We start from the raw sequence: 20,710 nt of genomic DNA, 5'->3' as shown, positions 1-20,710 counted from the left end.
CGATCCGCACCTGGAGGAGAGCCAACGTGCCTCGTACCGCTAGGGACGTCGTTTTCGTCGACGGCGTCCGCACCCCGTTCGGCAAGGCGGGCCCGAAGGGCATCTACCACGAGACCCGCGCCGACGACCTGGTCGTCAAGTGCATCCGGGAGCTGCTGCGCCGCAACCCGGACCTGGACCCCGCCCGCATCGACGAGGTCGCCATCGCCGCGACCACGCAGATCGGCGACCAGGGCCTGACGCTCGGCCGTACCGCCGGGATCCTGGCGGGTCTGCCGCAGTCCGTGCCGGGCTACTCCATCGACCGCATGTGCGCCGGTGCGATGACCGCCGTCACCAGCGTCTCGGGCGGCGTCGCCCTCGGTGCCTACGACATTGCCCTCGCGGGCGGCGTCGAGCACATGGGCCGCCACCCCATGGGCGAGGGCGTGGACCCCAACCCGCGCTTCGTGTCGGAGAAGCTGGTCGACGAGTCCGCCCTGTTCATGGGCATGACCGCGGAGAACCTGCACGACCGCCTCCCGCACCTGACCAAGCAGCGCGCCGACGAGTACGCGGTCCGCAGCCAGGAGAAGGCCGCCAAGGCCTACGCCGACGGCAAGATCCAGGCCGACCTGGTGCCGATCTCCGTGCGCCGCACCTCGCCCGAGGGCGGCGAGACGGGCTGGGGCCTGGCCACCGCCGACGAGCCGATGCGCCCGGGCACCACCCTGGAGAACCTGGCCGGCCTCAAGACGCCGTTCCGTCCGCACGGCCGCGTCACCGCGGGCAACGCGGCCGGTCTCAACGACGGTGCCACCGCCTCGCTGATCGCCGCCGAGGACGTGGCGCGCGAGCTGGGCCTGCCGGTCAAGATGCGCCTGGTCTCCTACGCCTTCGCGGGCGTCGAGCCGGAGGTCATGGGCATCGGCCCGGTCCCGGCCACCGAGAAGGCCCTGGCCAAGGCCGGTCTGACGATCGGTGACATCGGTCTCTTCGAGATCAACGAGGCCTTCGCGGTGCAGGTGCTCTCGCTCCTGGACCACTACGGCATCGCCGACGACGACCCGCGCGTCAACCAGTACGGCGGCGCGATCGCCTTCGGCCACCCGCTGGCCTCCTCCGGCGTCCGTCTGATGACGCAGCTGGCCCGCCAGTTCGAGGAGCAGCCGCACGTCCGCTACGGCATCACCTCGATGTGCGTCGGCTTCGGCATGGGCGGAACGGTCATCTGGGAGAACCCGCACTTCGACGGAGGCAACAAGTGAGCACCACCGCTGAGCTCCTGAAGGGCGCGGCCGAGCTGTTCCCCGACGAGGTCGTCACCCAGGCGCACGTCCGCCACCTCGACCTCCCCTTCGGCGCGGGGCGCTTCGCGCTCATCACGCTGGACAACGGCCTGGACCACACCAAGCCGACCACCTTCGGCCCGCAGTCGCTCGCGAACCTGAACGTCGCGATCGACCAGGTCGAGGCGGAGGCCAAGGCCGGCGACATCGTCGGCGTCGGCGTCACCGGCAAGCCGTTCATCTTCGCGGTCGGCGCCGACCTCAAGGGCGTCGAGCTGCTGAAGAAGCACGAGGACGCGCTGGCCATCGGCAAGGGCGGCCACGACGTCTTCAAGCGCCTGTCCGCGCTGGCCGTGCCGACCTTCGCGTACTACAACGGCGCGGCCATGGGCGGCGGCGTCGAGGTCGGTCTGCACTGCACCTACCGCACGGTCTCCAAGGCGATCCCCGCCTTCTCGCTGCCCGAGGTCTTCCTGGGCCTCGTCCCCGGCTGGGGCGGCTGCACCCTGCTGCCGAACATCATCGGCGCGGACCGCGCGGTCTCGGTCATCATCGAGAACTCGCTCAACCAGAACAAGCAGCTGCGCGGCAAGCAGGTCTTCGAGCTCGGCATCGCCGACGCGCTGTTCGAGGGCGCGGACTTCCTGGAGCAGTCGCTGCTCTGGACGGCCTCCGTCCTGAAGGGCGAGACCGAGGTCGTCCGGGCCGAGGTCGACCGCGGCGAGGCCTGGGACCAGGCCGTCGAGCGCGGCCGCTCCATCGCCGACTCCAAGGTGCACGGCGCGGCCCCGGCCGCCTACCGCGCGCTGGACATCATCGCCGCCGCCAAGAACGGCGACCTGCGCCAGGGCTTCGACGCCGAGGACCAGGCGCTGGCCGACCTCATCATGGGCGGCGAGCTGCGCTCCGGCATCTACGCCTTCAACCTGGTGCAGAAGCGCGGCAAGCGCCCGGCCGGCGCGCCGGACAAGTCGCTCGCCCGCCCGGTGAACAAGGTGGGCGTCGTCGGCGCCGGCCTGATGGCCTCTCAGCTCGCGCTGCTCTTCGCGCGCCGCCTGGAGGTGCCGGTCGTGCTGACCGACATCGACCAGGAGCGCGTGGACAAGGGCGTGGGCTACGTCCACGGCGAGATCGACAAGCTGCTGCTCAAGGGCCGCATCAACCAGGACAAGGCCAACCGCCTCAAGGCCGCGGTGACGGGCTCGCTGGACAAGGCCGCCGCCTTCGGTGACGCGGACTTCGTCATCGAGGCCGTCTTCGAGGAGATGGGCGTCAAGCAGCAGGTGTTCGCCGAGGTCGAGGCGGTCGTGCCGGAGCACGCCATCCTCGCCACCAACACCTCCTCGCTGTCGGTGACCGAGATGGCGTCGAAGCTCAAGCACCCCGAGCGGGTCGTCGGCTTCCACTTCTTCAACCCGGTCGCGATCCTGCCGCTCCTGGAGATCGTGCGCGGCGAGCGGACCGACGACGCCTCGCTGGCCACCGCGTTCGGTGTCGCCAAGAAGCTGAAGAAGACCGCGGTGCTGGTGAAGGACGCCCCGGCGTTCGTCGTCAACCGCATCCTGACCCGCTTCATGGGCGAGATCCAGAACGTCATCGACGAGGGCACCCCGGTCGAGGCCGCGGAGAAGGCCATCGAGCCGCTCGGTCTGCCGATGTCCCCGCTGGTGCTGCTGGAGCTGGTCGGCCCGGCGATCGGCCTGCACGTCTCCGAGACGCTGCACGGCGCGTTCCCCGACCGCTTCACCGTCTCCCCCAACCTGGCCGCCGTGGTCAAGGCGGGCAAGCGCGGCTTCTACGTCTACGACTCCGGCAAGCCGGAGCTGGACCCCGAGGTCGCCGCCCTCCTGGTGCAGGGCGACAGCGTCCTGACGGAGGAGCAGGTGCGGGCCCGCGTCCTGGACGCGGTCGCGCAGGAGATCGGCCTGATGCTGGACGAGGGCGTCGTCGCCGAGGCCCAGGACATCGACCTGTGCCTGATCACCGGTGCCGGCTGGCCCTTCCACCTCGGCGGCATCACGCCGTACCTGGACCGTGAGGGCGTCTCCGAGCGCGTCAACGGCAAGCGCTTCCTGGCGCAGGGCGTGGCGAGCGTCCCGGCGTAACGCCGTTTTTCTCCCCGGAACGCCGGGCGGGCCGTCCTTCGGCCCGCCCGGCGTTCCGCATGTCCGGAGCAGCAGCACGGAGAGCACAGGGGTGGCGCCTTCCGGCTCGACCTCATGTCGGTCAAAATATCCCGATGAAGCGCCCTTCCCGCCGAATCGCCCTCGCCCTGGCCGCCGTCGGTCTCGTCGGAATGTCGGCCGCCGGGTATGTCTGCAACCGTCAGGACGCGGGCTCCCGCGACCCCTCGTTCACCCTGGCCGCGGGCGGCGACATTCTCATCCACCCCGAGATCACCGAGCAGGCGATGCGGGACGCGAAGGACGCGGGGCGCCCCGGTCCCGACTTCGGCGCCGTCATGGCGGGCGTCAAACCCGTGGTCTCCAAGGCCGATCTGGCCGTCTGCCACCTGGAGACGGTGCTGGCCGAGCCCGAGGGGCCTTTCCTGGGCTACCGGAAGTTCAGCGTCCCGCCGCAGATCGCGAGCACCCTGAAGGACCTCGGCTACGACACCTGCTCAACGGCTTCCAACCACGTCCTCGACCACGGCGCGGAGGCGGTCAAGCGGACCCTGGACACCCTGGACGCCGCGGGCCTGCGGCACACGGGCTCGGCGCGCAGCAAGCGGGAGGCTGCCACCCCCGTCATCCTCGACGTCAAGGGGGTGAAGGTGGCGCACCTGTCGTACACCTACGGCTTCAACGACACGAGCCTGCCCGAGGACAAGCCGTGGCTGGCCAACGTCACCGACGTCAAGCGGATGGCGGCCGACGAGAGGCGGGCGCGCGCCGCGGGCGCCGAGGTGGTCATCGCCAGCGTCCACTGGGGCCGGGACGGGCACAACGAGGCGAGCCGGACCCAGCTGCGGCTGGCCGAGCGCATCGCCAGGGATACCGGCATCAACCTGGTCATCGGCCACCACGCGCATGTCGCCCAGCCCTTCGAGAAGGTCCGGGACACCTGGGTCGCCTACGGGCTGGGCAACCAGGTGGCCCGGCACGCCGAGCCGCTGGGCATCACGGAGGAGGGGGCGATGGGCTGGTTCACCTTCACCAGGAAGGGCGGCAAGTGGTCGGTGACCGATGCCCGGTTCGTCCCGACCCTGGTGGAGCTGAAGCCGAAGATCCGGCTGGTGGACGTGGGGGCCGCGCTACGCCGCCGGGACCTGACGGACGAGCAGCGGGCGCGGTACCGGACGGCGTACGACCGGACGCGGGGCATCGTGCTCAACAGGGGCGCGGAAAAGGACGGTTTGCGGCCCCTAGTGATCACTGATGGAGCACGGCCCGCGAGCGTGGAGTGATCACCCCTGAGCCCTACGCGCGCTCCCACTCCCCCAGGGCCAGCCCTGCCTCGTCCGTCCGCTGTCGCGCGACCCGCAGGCGGCCGTCCGCGGCGAGCACGGCCAGCACCAGGCGCCCCTGCGCGTCGAGCGCCAGGGCCGGTGCGCCGATGCACTCGTCGCCGGTCTCGGACCACGAGGCCGACGCGGCCTCGCCGTCGGCGTAGACCGCCACCGCCGGCAGCCCGGAGGGCGACCGCTGCGCCAGCACCGTGCACGCGCGCCCGCCGACAGTCGTCCGCAGCGCCGCCACCGGTCCCGTGCCGGCACCCAGCGCCCCCAGGGCCACCGGTGCGGGCCCTTCCGCGCCGGTCTCGCTGTCCGGGCCCTCGGGAGCGTCGGGCTCCTGCATCTGCAGGACGGAGTCGGCGGCGGCCCGCCAGAAGTGCACGATGCGCCCGTCGCCGGACGGCGCGGAGGAGGAGGAACCGGCCTGCGGCTTGGCCGGCGTGTTGAGCACCCGGCGCAGCACGCCGCCGGGCTCGTCCTGGCGCCAGCGCAGCACGAACTCACCGGCCGGCGCGAGCAGTTCCAGCCGCCCTTCGGCCGTCACCGCGGCCGACATCACGTCGAGGACGTGACTGCCCTTCAGGTCCGTCCACGGACCCCAGACGCCGCGCGCGTCCTGACGCCGCCCGCACACGCCGCCGCCGGCGTTGCGCACGAAGACCTGCGGTCCGAGGGAGTCGACCGCCAGGGTGGGCGCGCCGATCTGGCCGGCGCGCTGCCAGTCCTGGCCGTAGGGGGTGCCGATCGAGCGCCAGGGGGTGAGCGCACGGCCCGACTGGAACTGGGTGGCATAGACCACGTCGGTCTCGGCCCGCCCGTCCTCGTGGGCGCGGCGCCGCAGGCCCGTCAGGTAGACGTACCCCTTGGGGTCTTGGGCTATGGACAGATACGGCTCCAGGCCCGGCACCTCGAGCCGCTCGGGGCCGGTCCACTCCGGGCCGCCGGGGGTGGTCTCGGTCCAGCGCAGGATGCAGCCGGAGGCTGCCGCGTAGGCCGTCAGGCGGCCGTCGGCTCCCCGCAGCAACCAGCCAGTGGTGGGGGTGGCCGTCCGCACTGCCATGACTCGCTGCCAGCCTCTCTTGGTGCCTGCTTTGTTGACCCTCGACAATAACATTGTGCGTGCCGGGGAATTCGGGCAGCGCACGGCGTGCGAGGCTGGCGCCATGAGGGGACTTCTTGTCGTGGATGCGGCGAACGTCGTCGGTTCGGTGCCCGACGGCTGGTGGCGCGACCGGCTCGGCGCCGCCGAACGCCTGCGCGACCGGCTGGTGGCCTGTGCGCGGACCGGGCTGCCCGAGGATCTCCTCGACCCGCCGCTGTCCGGCCCGCTGGAGGTGGTGCTGGTGGTGGAGGGCGCCGCGCGCGGGACGGAGCCGGTGCCGGGCGTCCGGGTCGAGGCGGCACCGGGCAGCGGGGACGACCGGATCGTGGAGGTGGTCGCCGCCCGGGAGCCGGGGCGGCGCTGTGTGGTCGTCACCGCCGACCGCGAACTGCGCGAGCGGGTGCGGGCGCTGGGCGCCGAGGTGACGGGCCCGCGCACGGTGCGCCCGTAGCGGGCGGCGGATCTCCGAGGAGGCCGCCGCCCGGCCGGGGTGCGGGATTACCGGCGGTGCTCCAGGCCCACGCGGCTGTGCCGCTGCCCGTAGGCGAAGTACATGACGAAGCCCACGACCATCCAGATGGCGAATCGCAGCCAGGTCTCGGCCGTCAGATTGAGCATCAGCCACACCGAGGCGGCGACGGACAGCACGGGGATCACCGGGACGAAGGGCGTGCGGAAGGCGCGCGGCAGGTCGGGGCGGGTCCGGCGCAGGATGATCACGCCGAGCGCGACGACGACGAATGCGAAGAGCGTGCCGATGTTGACCAGTTCGGCCAGGACGTCGATCGAGGTGAAACCGGCGAGGACGGCGACGATGACGCCGAGCAGGATCGTGGAGCGGTAGGGCGTGCCGTACTTGGGGTGCACCCGGGAGAAGATCCTGGGCAGCAGCCCGTCGCGGCTCATGGCGAAGAAGACCCGGCTCTGGCCGAGGAGCAGGATCATGCAGACGGTGGTGAGGCCGACGGCCGCGCCGAAGCTGATCAGGCCCGCCCAGAAGGGGTGGCCGGCGTCCTTGAAGGCGTCGGCGAGCGGGGCGTCGGTGGAGAGCTTGCTGTACTTCTCCATGCCGGTGACGACGATGGAGACGGCCACGTAGAGCACGGTGCAGATGGCGAGCGAGCCGAGGATGCCGCGGGGGACGTCGCGCTGGGGGTTGCGGGTCTCCTCGGCGGCGGTGGCGACGATGTCGAAGCCGATGAAGGCGAAGAAGACGACGGCGGCGGCCGAGAAGATGCCCATGACGCCGAAGTTGGAGGGGGTGAAGCCGAACATCAGCTGCACCAGCGGCGCCTTGTAGCCTCCGCCGCCGGCGGCGCTCTGGGACGGGGGGACGAAGGGGTGGTAGTTGTCGCCGTTGATGAAGAAGGCGCCCACGACGATGACGATGAGGACGACGGTGACCTTGATGGACACCACGACGGCCGTCACCCGCGAGGAGAGCTTCATGCCGGCGACCAGGATCCCGGTGAGCAGCAGCACGAGGGCGCAGGCGAGGATGTCGAAGCCGAAGCGGCCCTCGTGGGTGCCGGAGAGCGCCAGGGGCAGGTGCACGCCCGCGTTGTCCAGCAGCGACCTGATGTAGCCGGACCAGCCGACGGCGACGACGGCGCAGCCCAGGGCCAGCTCCAGGATGAGGTCCCAGCCGATGATCCAGGCGGGCAGTTCGCCGAGCGAGGCGTACGAGAAGGTGTACGCGGACCCGGCGACCGGCACCGTGGAGGCGAACTCGGCGTAGCACAGCGCCGCGAGGCCGCACACCACGCCGGCCAGGACGAAGGCGAGGGCCACCGAGGGCCCGGCGTTCTCCTTGGCGACCTTTCCGGTCAGGACGAAGATGCCGGTGCCGATGACGACACCGACTCCGAACACGGTGAGGTCGAAGGCGGAGAGGTCCTTCCTGAGCGCGTGCTCCGGCTCCTCGGTGTCCCGCAGGGACTGTTCCACCGTCTTGGTCCGGAACATGCCGCTCCTGCCGCGGCTGCTCCGGACGGGTTGCTCTGTGCTCATCGGCTCACCTCCACCTGCTCGGCGTCGCTCGTCCTCCGTGAACTGAGCGAGTGTCCGCGATGATCCGGGCCGGGTACGGGCGGCCACAGCCACCCCCCTCCAAGATTCACCCGATGGAAGGCAGACGCATCCATGCCGAAGGGCCGACCGGACCACCCGGATAGGTGGTGTCCGGCCGGCCCTTGGGGCACAGCGGGTTTGACGGAGCATTCGCCGCCTGGCGGGGCGGCCGGGAGCGTCAGTCGCGGACGGCCTCGGCCGTGGGCTCGGCGGTGGGCTCGGCGTCGTCCTCGTAGCGGCCGTCGAGCTTGGCGACGAGGCCGGTGACCTGACGGGCGATGTCGGGGGCGGTGAGCCCGATCTCCGCCATGACCTCCTTGCGGGAGGCGTGGTCGAGGAAGCGGGGCGGGATGCCGAAGTCGCGCAGCGGCATGTCCACGCCCGCGTCGCGCAGGGCCTGGGCGACGGCCGCGCCGACGCCGCCGACCCGGCCGTTGTCCTCGACGGTGACGACCACGCGGTGCTCGGCGGCGAGGCCGGGCAGCGCCTCGTCGACCGGCTTGACCCAGCGCGGGTCGACGACGGTGGTGGAGATGCCCTGCTTGTCGAGGAGGTCGGCGATCTCCAGGCACATCGGGGCGAGCGCGCCGACGGAGACGAGGAGGACGTCCGGCTTCTCGGTGGCGTCGGCGGGGCGGCGCAGCACGTCCATGCCGCCGATGCGGCAGACGGCCTCGACGGCGGGGCCGACGGTGCCCTTGGAGTAGCGCACGACGGTGGGCGCGTCCTCGACCTCGACGGCCTCGCGCAGCTGGGCGCGGACCTGGTCGGCGTCGCGCGGGGCGGCGATGCGCAGGCCGGGCACGACCTGGAGGATGGACATGTCCCACATGCCGTTGTGGGACGCGCCGTCGTCACCGGTGACGCCGGCCCGGTCCAGGACGAAGGTGACGCCGCACTTGTGCAGGGCGACGTCCATCAGCACCTGGTCGAAGGCGCGGTTGAGGAAGGTGGCGTAGACGGCGAAGACCGGGTGCAGACCACCCGTGGCCAGGCCCGCCGCCGAGGTCGCCGCGTGCTGCTCGGCGATGCCCACGTCATAGACGCGCTCAGGGAAGGCCTTGGCGAACTTGCCGAGGCCGACGGGCTGCATCATCGCGGCGGTGATGGCCACGATGTCCTCCCGCTCCTGGCCGAGCTTGACCATCTCGTCGGCGAAGACGGAGGTCCAGCTGGCGCCGCCGGAGGCGACGGGCAGGCCGGTGTCGGGGTGGATGGCGCCGATGCCGTGGAAGCGGTCGGCCTCGTTCTGCTCGGCGTGCTTGTAGCCACGGCCCTTCTGGGTGAGGCAGTGCACGAGGACGGGGCCGCCGAAGCGCTTGGCGCGCTGCAGGGCGGACTCCAGGGCCTCGATGTCGTGGCCGTCGATGGGGCCGACGTACTTCAGGCCGAGGTCTTCGAACATGCCCTGGGGGGCGATGAAGTCCTTGAGGCCCTTCTTCGCGCCGTGCAGCGTCTCGTAGAGCGGCTTGCCGACGACCGGGGTGCGCTCCAGCAGGTCCTTGCCGCGGGCCAGGAAGCGCTCGTAGCCGTCGGTGGTGCGCAGGGTGGCCAGGTGGTTGGCGAGGCCGCCGATGGTGGGCTCGTAGGAGCGCTCGTTGTCGTTGACGACGATGACGAGGGGGCGGTCCTTGGCGACCGCGATGTTGTTGAGCGCTTCCCAGGCCATGCCGCCGGTCAGGGCGCCGTCGCCGATCACGGCGACGACGTGGTCCTTCTTGCCCAGGATCTGGTTGGCCTTGGCCAGGCCGTCGGCCCAGCCGAGGACGGTCGAGGCGTGGCTGTTCTCGATCACGTCGTGCGGGGACTCGGCGCGGGAGGGGTAGCCGGACAGGCCCCCCTTGGCGCGCAGCTCCGAGAAGTCCTGGCGGCCGGTGAGCAGCTTGTGGACGTAGGCCTGGTGGCCGGTGTCGAAGAGGACCTTGTCCTTGGGCGAGTCGAAGACGCGGTGCATGGCGATGGTCAGCTCGACCACGCCCAGGTTGGGCCCGAGGTGCCCGCCGGTCTTGGAGACGGCGTCGACGAGGAACGTGCGGATCTCCGCGGCCAGCCGGTCGAGCTGCTCCGGGCTCAGCCGGTCCAGATCGCGCGGTCCCCTGATGCGGGTCAGCAGCGCCACCCGTGCCTCCTTCGTCGAGCTGTACGAGCCTGTCGGGCTTGCCGGTCCGTCGAGTCTAATGTTCCGCCTGGAGTGGCGGTGAACGGGTGATGCGACCTATGTCACGCGATCGGCGTAGCAAGGTCCCAAACCGTGTGAAACGCCAGTCTCAGGCAGGCCGCGAGTGCCGGGTGCTCGATGAAGAGGGCGGTGGTGGAGGTGGCCCCGGCCACGGGGTCGGGCATGTCACACAGCACGAGTGAGGCATCGGCGACGACGAGCTTGAGGGGCAGCGCATCGGCGCAGCGCCCTTCCTCGCCGGCCGCTCCGAAGCGCAGGATGCCTTCGCGCAGCTCGGGGTCGTCGAGGACTTGCCGGGTGTAGACGGCGCGCACGGTGCCGCCCGCTCGGGTGATGCGGCGGGCGGCCTTCATGCCCGCGGTGTTCGCGGTGGGGGCGATGAAGGGCGGCCGGCAGAAGGTGAGGAGCTCTCCGGTGGCCTGGGTCTGGATGTCGGCGAAGCGCTCGGCGATGGCGCCGGGGTCGCGGAGGACCTCGATGTAGTCCAGCGGGTCGGTGTGCGAGCGCCCGTCGGTCCACAGCGGCAGCAGGACGGTGGAGAGCCCGGCCGAGACGCGTTCGAGCTGTTCGAGGGACTCCCTGCGGCGGGCCATCAGCCGGGCCAGCGCCAGCTCGGGGGCGGTGGCGGAGAAGGTGGCGACCCGGCCGCCCTGGGCGGTGGCCAGGCCGCGGCGGGCGAGGGCGTCCAGGACGTCGTAGATCCGCTGCCGGGGCACCCCGGCCTCGCGGGCCACCTGCGCGGCCGTGAAGGACTCGCGTCTGACCAGGGCGTGGTAGACGCGGGCCTCGTAGCGGGACAGCCCGAGCGAGACGAGGCCGGCCACCGTTGCTTCCTCCGGCTCCATGGCCGTAACGCTATACCGGCCGTGATCACCGGCGGGGCGGAGTGCGGGGCATTCCGGCGGATACGAGTCCTTGCCGCCCTCGGCCGATAACAAGCCTTTGCCATAAGGGCGGTTGTCCCTTGGAAAGCCTCGTGGCTACTTTCGAGTGGATGCCACCACTGACCGGGGTGGCATTTTCCGGCAGCGCTTGTCATGTACTCGACATCGGCTCAGGCCTGCCCGGATCCGGGCGCATTCGACCCCCCATGGAGGACTTTCGTGCCAGCGATCAGACGCTTCCGCTCCAGACGGCCCACGGGCCGGGCCACCACCGCCCTGTTGTCCCTGGCCGCGCTGGTCACCGGCGGCCTGATAGCCGCCGCCCCCACCGCAGCAGCGGCCTCCGCACCGTCCGCACCGCACTCCACCACCGCCACGCCCGGCGGCGCCCCCAGCAAGCGACTGTGCTCCCAGGCGAGCACCCCCGGCCGGATGTCCTGTCTGGCCCTGGCCCGTACGGACGTCCACCAGCACCTCGGGCTCACCGCGAACGCCGCCCCCTCCGGCTACGGCCCCTCCGACCTGCAGAGCGCCTACGCCCTGCCGTCCGGCGCCGGCTCCGGCGCCACGGTGGCCATCGTCGACGCGAACGACGACCCCAACGCCGAGCAGGACCTGGCCACTTACCGCTCGCAGTACGGCCTGCCCGCCTGCACCACCGCCAACGGCTGCTTCAAGAAGGTCGACCAGAACGGCGGCACCAACTACCCGACGGCCGACTCAGGCTGGGCCGGGGAGATCTCCCTCGACGTCGACATGGTCAGCGCGGTCTGCCCGCAGTGCCACATCCTGCTGGTCGAGGCGAACACCGCGAGCATGGAGGACCTGGGCGCGGCCGTGAACCGGGCCGTCGCCATGGGCGCCAAGTACGTCTCCAACAGCTACGGCGGCAACGAGGACAGCACCGACCCGTCCTCCGACTCCTCCTACTTCAACCACCCCGGCGTCGCGATCACCGTCAGCTCCGGTGACAGCGGCTACGGCGTGGAGTACCCGGCCGCCTCCCAGTACGTGACCGCCGTCGGCGGCACCTCGCTCAGCCGCGCGGGCAACAGCCGCGGCTGGAGCGAGTCGGTGTGGGGCACCAGCGCGGGCGGCCAGGGCGCGGGCTCGGGCTGCTCCGCCTACGACGACAAGCCCTCCTGGCAGAAGGACACCGGCTGCGCCAAGCGGACCGTGGCCGACGTCTCGGCCGTCGCCGACCCGGCCACCGGCCTCGCCGTCTACGACAGCTACCAGTCCGGCGGCTGGAACGTCTACGGCGGCACCAGCGCCTCGTCCCCGATCATCGCGGGCGTGTACGCCCTGGCCGGCACCCCGGCCGCGGGCAGCACCCCGGCCTCGTACCCCTACGCCCACACCTCGGCGCTCAACGACGTGACCAGCGGCGCCAACGGCAGCTGCAACCCGTCCTACCTGTGCACGGCCGGCACCGGCTACGACGGCCCGACCGGGCTCGGCACCCCCAACGGCACCGGCGCCTTCGCCTCCGGTTCCACCGGCGGCAACACCGTGACCGTCACCAGCCCCGGCAACCAGACCACCGCCGTCGGCTCGGCCGTCTCGCTCCAGATCAAGGCCACCGACTCCGACACCGCCCAGTCGCTGTCCTACAGCGCCACCGGCCTCCCGGCGGGCCTGTCGATCAACGCCTCCACCGGCCTCATCAGCGGCAAGCCGACCGGCGCGGGCACCTCGAACGTCACCGTGACCGTCCAGGACGGCACCAAGGCCAGCGGCAGCGCGTCCTTCACCTGGACCGTCAGCGGCGCGGGCGGCGGCTGCTCCGCGACCCAGCTGCTCGGCAACCCGGGCTTCGAGACCGGCACCGCGAGCCCGTGGACCGCGACCTCCGGCGTGATCGACAACAGCTCCTCGCAGGCCGCCCACTCCGGCTCCTGGAAGGCGTGGCTCGACGGCTACGGCAGCAGCCACACCGACTCGCTCGCGCAGACCGTGACCGTCCCCGCGGGCTGCCACGCCAAGCTGAGCTTCTGGCTGCACATCGACACCAAGGAGTCCGGCAGCACCGCTTACGACAAGCTCACCCTCCAGGCCGGCTCCACCCCCCTGGGCAGCTGGTCCAACGCCGACGCGGGCAGCGGCTACGTGCAGAAGTCCTTCGACCTGTCCTCGTACGCGGGGCAGACGGTGACGCTCAAGTTCACCGGCACCGAGGACTCCAGCCTTGCCACCGACTTCGTCCTCGACGACACCGCGCTCGACATCAGCTGATCCGCCGAACGGGTAAGCCAGTGGGCCCGGACCGCATGCGGTCCGGGCCCACTGGCACGCTCTGACGGGGGCGGACTAGGCGCGCCCCGCCGTCTTCTGGGTCCGGCGGGAGACCGAGTCGATCACGACGGCGGCCAGCAGCACCGCACCGGTGATCATGTACTGCACCGCCGAGGCGATGCCCAGCAGCGCCATGCCGGAGGCGATCGACTGGATCACCAGCACGCCGAGCAGCGCCGACCAGGTCTTGCCCCGGCCGCCGAAGAGGCTGGTGCCGCCGATGACGGCCGCGGCGATCGCGTTCATCAGCAGGCTGCCCGCGCCCGAGGACTGGTTCGCGGCGTTGATCTGCGAGGCCAGGAACATGCCGCCGAGCGCGGCCATGGTGCCGGAGAGCGCGAAGACCGAGATCCGGATCGCGGCCACGTTGATGCCCGCCCGGCGGGCCGCCTCGACGCTGCCGCCGAGGGCGAAGACCTTGCGGCCGTAGGAGGTGCGGCGCAGCACGAAGTCGAGCGCGACCACGACCCCGAGGAAGATCACCACGGCCAGCGGCAGCCCCTTGTACTGGTTGAGCAGCCAGGCCACCGCATAGGCGGGCACGGCCAGGGCGACGGTGCGCAGCACGACCTCGCTGAACGGGCGGCTGGGCACCCCGGCCGCCTCGCGCCGCTTGCTGTCGCGCCAGGAGACCAGGAAGAAGGCGGCCACGCTGAGCGTGGCCAGCCCGTAGGCGGCCGAGACGTCGGAGAAGTAGTGGTTGGTCAGCCCCGCGACCAGCCCGGAGTCGTCGAGGTTGATGGTGCCGTTGGACCCCAGCACCTCGAGCATCAGGCCGTTCCAGCCGAGCAGACCGGCCAGGGTGACGACGAACGCCGGGACGCCGATGCGGGCGAAGAAGAAGCCGTGCAGGGCGCCGATGACGGTGCCGGAGAGCACGGCCAGCACCAGGGCGAGCCACTCGGGCATGCCGTGGTTGACGTTGAGCACGGCGAAGACGGCCGCGGCCAGGCCGCTCACCGAGCCCACCGACAGGTCGATCTCGCCCAGGATCAGCACGAAGACGATGCCGACCGCGATCAGGCCGGTGCCGGCGGCGGTGACGAAGAGGTTGGAGAGGTTCTCCGCGCCCAGGAAGGCGGAGTCGCGCAGCTGGAAGACCAGGCCGATGACGATCAGGCCGACGACCACGGGCAGCGAGCCCAGCTCGCCGCTGCGCAGCTTGCGCCGGAACTCGCCCACGTACCCGGCGAAGCCCTCCTCGCGCACCAGCAGCCGCGGGTCGACGGCGGTGACGACGGCTTCGGCGGCAGGCGGGGTGTCCTGGGGGCCTTCGTCCTTGGTGTCCTTGGTCAGGTCGGTGGTCACTTGGTGCCCTCCGCGGTGCGCGCCTTGCGGCGGGTGACGGCGTTGTCCGTGGCGCCGGTGATGGCGGAGATGATCTCTTCCTGGGAGGTGGTCTTCACCTCGAAGGTGCCGTTGTTGCGGCCGAGCCGCAGCACGGCGACCCGGTCGGCGACGGCCTTGACGTCGGCCATGTTGTGGCTGATGAGGATCACCCCGAGGCCGCGCTCGCGCAGCCGTTCGACGAGGTCGAGGACCTGCGCGGTCTGCTCGACGCCGAGCGCGGCGGTCGGCTCGTCCAGGATGACGATCTTGGGGTCGCCCAGCAGCGAACGCGCGATGGCCACCGTCTGGCGCTGACCGCCGGAGAGCGAGGCGATCGGGATGCGGACGCTGGGGATGCGGATGGAGAGGGTGGAGAGCAACTCGCGCGCGCGGCGCTCCATCTCGACCTCGTCCAGCACCCCGGCGCGGACGATCTCGCGGCCGAGGAAGAGGTTGCCGACGACGTCGAGGTTGTCGCAGAGGGCGAGGTCCTGGTAGACGGTCGCGATGCCCAGTTCCTGGGCGACGTGCGGCCGGTCGACGGTGACGGGCCTGCCCTCCCACTCGATGACGCCGTCGTCGGCGGGGCCGACTCCGGCGATCGTCTTGACGAGGGTGGACTTGCCGGCGCCGTTGTCGCCGACCAGGGCGACCACCTCGCCGGGGTGGATCTCCAGTTCCACGTCGGTGAGCGCCTGAACGGCACCGAACCGCTTGGAGACCCCGCGCAACGCCAGCACGGGCGTAGCGGACACGTGAATCATCTCCTTCGCCGCCTGACCGGCGGGGGGTGCCCCGTCCGGCGCCGGGGGGGGAGGGCGCCGGACGGGGGTGTTCGAGAGGGGAGCGAGGGTTACTTCAGCCCGGCCTTGTCGCACTGCGCCTTGTACTTGTCGGTGCAGATCTCGTTCAGGGTGAAGAAGCCCTCCTTGCCGACGTACTGGCCGATGTCGGCCTTGGTCAGCGCGAAGGGGGTGACGATGATCGAGGGGATCTTCTTCTGGGAGCCGCTGTCGACCGTGGTCTTGGCGACGGTGTCGACGCCCCTGCCCTTGGCGAGCGCGACGGCCAGCTCGGCGGCGGCGTCGGCCTCGGGCTTGTACGGCTTGTAGACGCTCATGAACTGCTCGTCCGAGAGGATCCGCTGGACGGCCGAGAGCTCGGCGTCCTGGCCGGTGACCGGGGGAAGCTTGTCGAATCCGGCGCTCTTGAGGGCGGTGATGATGCCGCCCGCCATGCCGTCGTTGGCGGAGTAGACGCCGACGATGTTGTCCTTGCCGAGCGAGGAGATGGCGCCCTTCATGTTCTCGTTGGCGTTCTCCGGCTTCCACTCCTTGGTGTCGTACTCCTTGCCGACCTTGACCTTGCCGTCGAGTACGGAGTGGGCGCCGTCCTTGTACATCTTGGCGTTGGGGTCGGTGATCGCGCCGTTCATCATCACGATCTGGCCCTTGGAGGCGTTGTCGCCGAGCTCCTTCAGGAGCGACTCGCCCTGGATCTTGCCGACGCGCTCGTTGTCCACGGAGGTGTAGGCCTTGACCGGGCCCTCGGCCAGCCGGTCGTAGGCGACGACGGGGATGCCCTTGTCGTTGGCCTTCTTCACCGAGCTCGCTATCGACTTGGCGTCCACCGCGTCGACGATCAGCGCGTCGACCTTCTTGGTGATCATCGTGTCGACCTGCTGCTGCTGGACCGAGGCGTCCTGCTTGGCGTTCTCGTAGAGGACGGTGACGTCCGTGCCCGCCAATTCCTTGATCTTCTTTTCGATCAGCGGCTTGTCGAAGCGCTCGTAACGCGCGGTCTGGTTCTCGGGCAGCAGCAGCCCGATGGTCAGCGAGCTCTTGTCCTTCTTCTTGTCCCCGCTGCCGCCCGCCTCCTTGGCGCTGCCACAGGCTGCGAGCCCGGCGGCCATGGACACGGCGATGGCGGCGACCGCGGCACGACGCAGATGCGAATTCACTTGCAGATACCTCCCTGACGAGGCCGCGTCGTTGCGGCCGAGGTGGCTGGAAGTCAACTCGGCCGCCAAGGAAGCGTCAAGAAGTAAATTCTTAACGAGATGGCAACGATGCCATTCGTTATCTCCGTGAACTCAAGACCGAAAGGCGACGAGCCTTAAACGATCAAGGCCGTCCGAGCCGGGGGCGCCTCGTCCAGCAGGGTGGAATCGCCCATCTCGCTGAGCACGAGCGCGAGCGCGCCGAGCACCTCCGCGCGGCTGCCGAGGGCGCCCGGGACGACCTCCAACTGCCGTGCGGCGCTGGGGATCGCGTACCGCGAGACGGATTCGCGGATCGGCGCGAGCACCAGCTCGCCGGAGTCCGCGAGGTCGCCGCCGAGCACGACACGGCTCGGATTGAGCAGGTTGCACAGGTTCGCCACGCCGCTGCCGATATGCCGGCCGACGTCCACGATGACGCGCCGGCAGCCCGGATCGCCGTCCTTCGCCAATTGCACCATCCGGGCCACGGTCAGGTCGGTGCCGTGGGCCGAATGGAGCAGCGGCAGGACATAACGGGCGGCGGTGAAGGTTTCCAGACAGCCGCGGTTGCCGCACCGGCAGACCGGGCCCGACTCGTCCAGCGTGATGTGCCCGATCTCGCCCGCGGTGCCGCCGGGCCCCCGGTAGATCTGGCCCTTGATCACCAGCCCGGCGCCGACACCGCTGGCGACCTTGATGTAGGCGAGGTCCGTCGCCCCCCGGCCCGCGCCCCAGACCAGCTCGCCGAGGGCGCCGAGGTTGGCATCGTTGTCGACGTAGACCGGGACGCCGAGGCGGGCCGAGAGGTCGTCGCGCGGGTTGGTGCCGGCCCAGCCCGGCAGGATGGCGGTCGAGCCGAGCACCCCCGACTCCACGTCGATCGGGCCGGGCACGCCCAGCCCCACCCCGACGATCTTGTCCCGGCTGATCCCGGCCTTTGCGATCAAGGTGTTGACCAGGTGCTCCGCCCGGTCCAGGCCCTGCGCCGCCGAGGCGTCCACATCCAGCGGCTCGGCCTCTTCGGCCAGCACCCGGTGCGCGAGATTCCCGATGGCGACCCGCAGGTGCGTATGCCCGAAATCCACCCCGACGACGATCCCGGCGTCCCCCGAGAGCGAGACACTGCGGGCCCGCCGGCCTCCGGAGGAGGTGGGCGTGACGTCGACCGTGCCGCCGTCCTTGAGCTCCCGGACGATGTTGGAGACCGTGGCGGCCGACAACCCCGTGGACCGGGCGATCTCCGCCTGGGTGAGCGATCCCGCCATCCGCACCGCGCGCACGACGCGCTCCAGGTTGGCCCGGTGCAGCGACGACTGCGACCCCGGAGTCTCCACGCCCATCCACTCCCACCTCACCGGGGCGGCACGACCACCGTCCCGTGGGCCGGACCACAGCACTGGGGCCCGGGCCATCCGTACAACATGTGAACTCTAAGCTGAGCCGCCAGGGTTGCGTTCCGTCAAGGCCTTGACGGCGAAGCCCGGCCTCCCGAGCGGTCGGCGGGGCGGGCCCGAGCCGACCTCACATCGTACGGAGCGGCCCGCGGCGCGAGATACCCAGGGTGAGCTACCTCTCACCGTGCGGGGCAGCCGAGCCGCATCCCCCGAACGGGCGAATCCGCCTCGCCCGCGCTCCCCGCCCGGCCGGTCCCGGCTCCGGTGCGCTCCCGCGCCCGGCGCCGAGTGAGCCCAGCCGCGGCCGCCGGACGACGGCCGGTGCGCAGCTCCGCACACCGGGGCCGGTATCGGATAGTTGGGGGCTTCCCGGAGGACCGACGCCCGCCGATGTGACGCGGTCGCAGTCAAGGAACGGAGCCCAGCACATGTGCGAGGACCCTCACATGGACACCGCCGACTGGTGGTACACCCTCCGGATCCCGGCACAGCCCTGGATGATCAGCCTGGTCCGGAGCTCGCTCCGCTTAGTGCTCACACAGCACGGCCGCCTCGACCTCGCGGACACCGCGTGCCTGCTGGCGACCGAGCTGGTCACCAATGGCGTCGTGCACGCCAAGTCGCCGGTGACCGTCTACCTCAGCTGCCGCTCCAGAACGCTGCGTGTCGACGTGCACGACACCAGCCCCGAGGGGCCCGCCCGGCGCTCCGCGGGCTGCGAGGACGAGTCCGGCCGGGGGCTCACCCTGATCGACAGCTGCGCCACGGCCTGGGGGGTGACCCGGGTGGGGCGGGGGCGGGGGAAAGCGGTGTGGTTCACCCTCACCTGATGAACGCCGTTCACTTGAGCGCGCCTGCGGTGAGCCCGGCCTGGACCTGGCGCTGGAAGACGACGTACGCGGCGAGCACCGGCAGCATCGCCATGACCAGCCCGGCGAAGAGCCCGGACCAGTCGCCCTTGTAGCCCTGGCTGACCGCGAGGGCCACCAGGCCCTGCGGCAGCAGTTTCTTGTCCTCGTCGCCGACGTTGAGCACGGTGGGCAGCAGGTACTGGTTCCACTGGCCCAGGAAGTTGAAGATGCCGACGCTGATCAGGCCGGGCTTGGCCATCGGCAGCATCACCTGGAAGAACGTACGGGTGTGCGACGCACCGTCGATCAGGGCGGCTTCCGCGACGGAGGTGGGCAGCGTCCGGAAGAAACCGCTGAGGAAGAAGATGGTGAACGGCAGCGAATAGGCGATGTAGACCAGGATCAGCCCGGGATAGGTGTCGAGCAGCTGCATGTTCTTCATCACGAAGAACAGCGGGACGAGCGCGAGGATGACGGGGAAGCTCATCCCGCCCACGAAGAGGAAGTAGATGAAGCGGTTGCCGGGAAAGGTGAAGCGGGCGAGCACATAGGCGGCCATCGCGCCCAGCAGCATGGTGCCGGTGAGCGAACCGGCCACCACCACCACGGAGTTCAGGAAATAGCGGCTCATGTGCGCCTGCGACCAGGCGCGCCCCCAGGCGTCGAAATGCAGGGCGGAGGGCAGCGCCCAGGGCGAGGTGAAGATTTCCCTGTCGCTCTTGAAGGCGCTCAGCACCGCCCACAGCAGCGGCAGGGTGACCATCAGGCCCCACAGCGCGAGCACGCCGTGCGAGAAGACGTTGAGGACCCTTCCCTCGCTGCCGATGCGCCCCTGCGGCGAATCGACGACGGGTGCGGCGGCTTCCGGGCGCGGTGAGCCTTCCGTGCGTTCCGTGCGCAGTGCCATCAGAACTCCAGACGTTCGCGCCGGCCGAGCTTCATCACGATGCCCGCGAAGACGAGGGTGACGATGAGGAGCGCGACGCCGAGGGCGGTGGCGTATCCGGCCTGACCGTCGCGGAACGCCTTGGTGTAGAGGTAGTAGGAGAGCACTTCGGTGGAGTAGTCCGGGCCGCCCGGGCCGACGGTCATGATCTGGACGACGGCGAATCCGTCGAGCGCCATGATGCCCATGTAGACCCAGCCGGTCTGGACGGTGTCCCACAGCAGCGGCAGCGTGATCCGGAAGAAGGTCTGGAAGCGGTTCGCGCCGTCCAGCAGCGCGGCCTCGTAGAAGTCCCGGGGAATGGAGCTCATTCCCGCGGAGAACAGCACGACGTAGAAGCCGACATTGCTCCAGACCATCACCGCCATCACACACCACAGGGCGAGCCCGGGGTCGCCCAGCCAGTCCGGTCGCACCGAGTCCAGGCCGATGCCGCTGAGGAAGGAGTTGATGGCGCCGCTGTTGGGGTTGTAGGCGAACTGGAAGAGGAGGGCGACGATGGCGATGGAGAGGACCTGCGGGAAGAAGTAGACGATTTTGTAGGCGCCCGAGCCCCGGACCCCGGCCACCGCCGCGTTCTTCCTGCGGCGGCCGCCGACGTTGAGCATGAAGGCGAAGAAGAGCCCGAGCCCGAGTGTGATCAGCGGCAGCACCAGCAACAGCAGGACGTTGTGCCCCACCGCCTTCCAGAACACGTCGTCGTTCCAGAGGCGTTGGTAGTTCTTGAAGCCGACCATCGAGAAGTCGGGGCTCAGCCCGGTCCAGTCCGTGAAGGAGTAGTAGATGGCCTGGACGAACGGCGAGACGAGGAAGACCCCGTAGATCGTCAGGGGCAGGACCAGGAATCCCGCGATGAAACGGTACTTGCCGTGTTGCATGTGACTACCGACCCCGATCTTCTTCACGGGTGCCGCCGCCGGTGGCGCGGGCGGGCTCAGTACGACGCGGACTCAGGTA

The 20,710-nt window shown here is 70.6% G+C and carries 16 protein-coding genes; 6 read left to right on the top strand and 10 right to left on the bottom strand.

Going from position 1 to position 20,710, the window contains the following annotated elements; genetic code table 11:
- The first annotated feature begins 26 nt into the window (after positions 1 to 26).
- From FHS39_RS23285 to FHS39_RS23275, 3 genes are all read left to right on the top strand, one after another.
- On the top strand, positions 27 to 1,247 hold the full coding sequence (locus FHS39_RS23285) for an acetyl-CoA C-acyltransferase (RefSeq protein WP_184351391.1): 1,221 nt from the start codon (positions 27 to 29) through the stop codon (positions 1,245 to 1,247).
- Positions 1,244 to 3,373, top strand: a complete 2,130-nt coding sequence (locus FHS39_RS23280) for a 3-hydroxyacyl-CoA dehydrogenase NAD-binding domain-containing protein (protein WP_184351390.1) — start codon at positions 1,244 to 1,246, stop codon at positions 3,371 to 3,373. The genes FHS39_RS23285 and FHS39_RS23280 overlap by 4 nt, the downstream gene beginning before the upstream one ends.
- Before the next feature lie 134 nt (positions 3,374 to 3,507).
- The gene (locus tag FHS39_RS23275) at positions 3,508 to 4,674 is read left to right on the top strand and encodes a CapA family protein (protein WP_246470428.1); all 1,167 of its coding nucleotides are present in this window, start codon (positions 3,508 to 3,510) and stop codon (positions 4,672 to 4,674) included.
- Positions 4,675 to 4,687: 13 nt separating this feature from the next.
- Here FHS39_RS23275 and FHS39_RS23270 read toward each other — a convergent pair whose 3' ends face one another.
- A complete protein-coding gene (locus FHS39_RS23270) occupies positions 4,688 to 5,782 on the bottom strand; it encodes a PLL family lectin (protein WP_184351389.1) in 1,095 nt (364 codons plus the stop codon).
- A 103-nt stretch (positions 5,783 to 5,885) separates the two neighbouring features.
- On the opposite strand from FHS39_RS23270, the gene FHS39_RS23265 reads away from it, so the two are divergent.
- Positions 5,886 to 6,275, top strand: coding sequence for an NYN domain-containing protein (locus tag FHS39_RS23265; protein WP_184351388.1), 390 nt, complete (start codon positions 5,886 to 5,888; stop codon positions 6,273 to 6,275).
- 47 nt (positions 6,276 to 6,322) lie between these two features.
- Here FHS39_RS23265 and FHS39_RS23260 read toward each other — a convergent pair whose 3' ends face one another.
- From FHS39_RS23260 to FHS39_RS23250, 3 genes are all read right to left on the bottom strand, one after another.
- Positions 6,323 to 7,834: an amino acid permease gene (locus FHS39_RS23260; protein ID WP_184351387.1), complete on the bottom strand. Its 1,512-nt coding sequence runs from the start codon at positions 7,832 to 7,834 to the stop codon at positions 6,323 to 6,325.
- A gap of 238 nt (positions 7,835 to 8,072) precedes the next feature.
- Positions 8,073 to 10,013 carry a 1-deoxy-D-xylulose-5-phosphate synthase gene (dxs, locus tag FHS39_RS23255; RefSeq protein ID WP_184351386.1) on the bottom strand — a complete coding sequence of 647 codons (1,941 nt, stop codon included), beginning with the start codon at positions 10,011 to 10,013 and terminating at the stop codon, positions 8,073 to 8,075.
- Positions 10,014 to 10,114: 101 nt separating this feature from the next.
- Entirely contained in the window at positions 10,115 to 10,918 is an 804-nt protein-coding gene (locus tag FHS39_RS23250; protein WP_184351385.1) for a TrmB family transcriptional regulator, read from the bottom strand.
- A 258-nt stretch (positions 10,919 to 11,176) separates the two neighbouring features.
- Here FHS39_RS23250 and FHS39_RS23245 point away from each other — a divergent pair, with 258 nt between their 5' ends.
- Positions 11,177 to 13,192 (top strand): putative Ig domain-containing protein, encoded by a 2,016-nt coding sequence (locus FHS39_RS23245; protein ID WP_343069705.1) that lies wholly within the window; start codon positions 11,177 to 11,179, stop codon positions 13,190 to 13,192.
- 75 nt (positions 13,193 to 13,267) lie between these two features.
- On the opposite strand, the gene FHS39_RS23240 is transcribed toward FHS39_RS23245, so the two are convergent.
- The 4 genes from FHS39_RS23240 to FHS39_RS23225 all read right to left on the bottom strand — a co-directional run bounded on the left by FHS39_RS23240 (position 13,268) and on the right by FHS39_RS23225 (position 17,896).
- A complete protein-coding gene (locus FHS39_RS23240; RefSeq protein WP_184351383.1) occupies positions 13,268 to 14,560 on the bottom strand; it encodes an ABC transporter permease subunit in 1,293 nt (430 codons plus the stop codon).
- Positions 14,557 to 15,345 carry an ATP-binding cassette domain-containing protein gene (locus tag FHS39_RS23235; RefSeq protein WP_045932369.1) on the bottom strand — a complete coding sequence of 263 codons (789 nt, stop codon included), beginning with the start codon at positions 15,343 to 15,345 and terminating at the stop codon, positions 14,557 to 14,559. Before FHS39_RS23235 ends, FHS39_RS23240 begins: the two co-directional genes overlap by 4 nt.
- An 89-nt stretch (positions 15,346 to 15,434) precedes the next feature.
- Complete coding sequence (locus FHS39_RS23230; protein WP_045932370.1) at positions 15,435 to 16,541, bottom strand: substrate-binding domain-containing protein; 1,107 nt, start codon at positions 16,539 to 16,541, stop codon at positions 15,435 to 15,437.
- A 155-nt stretch (positions 16,542 to 16,696) separates the two neighbouring features.
- Positions 16,697 to 17,896: an ROK family transcriptional regulator gene (locus tag FHS39_RS23225; protein WP_343069713.1), complete on the bottom strand. Its 1,200-nt coding sequence runs from the start codon at positions 17,894 to 17,896 to the stop codon at positions 16,697 to 16,699.
- A gap of 488 nt (positions 17,897 to 18,384) precedes the next feature.
- Between FHS39_RS23225 and FHS39_RS23220 the strand changes: the two genes are divergently transcribed.
- A complete protein-coding gene (locus tag FHS39_RS23220) occupies positions 18,385 to 18,786 on the top strand; it encodes an ATP-binding protein (RefSeq protein WP_246470427.1) in 402 nt (133 codons plus the stop codon).
- Positions 18,787 to 18,796: 10 nt separating this feature from the next.
- On the opposite strand, the gene FHS39_RS23215 is transcribed toward FHS39_RS23220, so the two are convergent.
- Both FHS39_RS23215 and FHS39_RS23210 read right to left on the bottom strand, forming a co-directional pair.
- On the bottom strand, positions 18,797 to 19,714 hold the full coding sequence (locus tag FHS39_RS23215) for a carbohydrate ABC transporter permease (protein WP_045932373.1): 918 nt from the start codon (positions 19,712 to 19,714) through the stop codon (positions 18,797 to 18,799).
- The gene (locus tag FHS39_RS23210) at positions 19,714 to 20,631 is read right to left on the bottom strand and encodes a carbohydrate ABC transporter permease (RefSeq protein WP_184351381.1); all 918 of its coding nucleotides are present in this window, start codon (positions 20,629 to 20,631) and stop codon (positions 19,714 to 19,716) included. The genes FHS39_RS23215 and FHS39_RS23210 overlap by 1 nt, the downstream gene beginning before the upstream one ends.
- Positions 20,632 to 20,710: the final 79 nt, after the last annotated feature.

Origin of the sequence: Streptomyces olivoverticillatus (assembly GCF_014203555.1) — a bacterium.
In the GTDB taxonomy this organism is placed as follows: Bacteria; Actinomycetota; Actinomycetes; order Streptomycetales; family Streptomycetaceae; genus Streptomyces; species Streptomyces olivoverticillatus.
The sequence above is the reverse complement of the archived record's forward strand: the minus strand, read 5'-3'. Positions and strand labels throughout refer to the sequence as shown.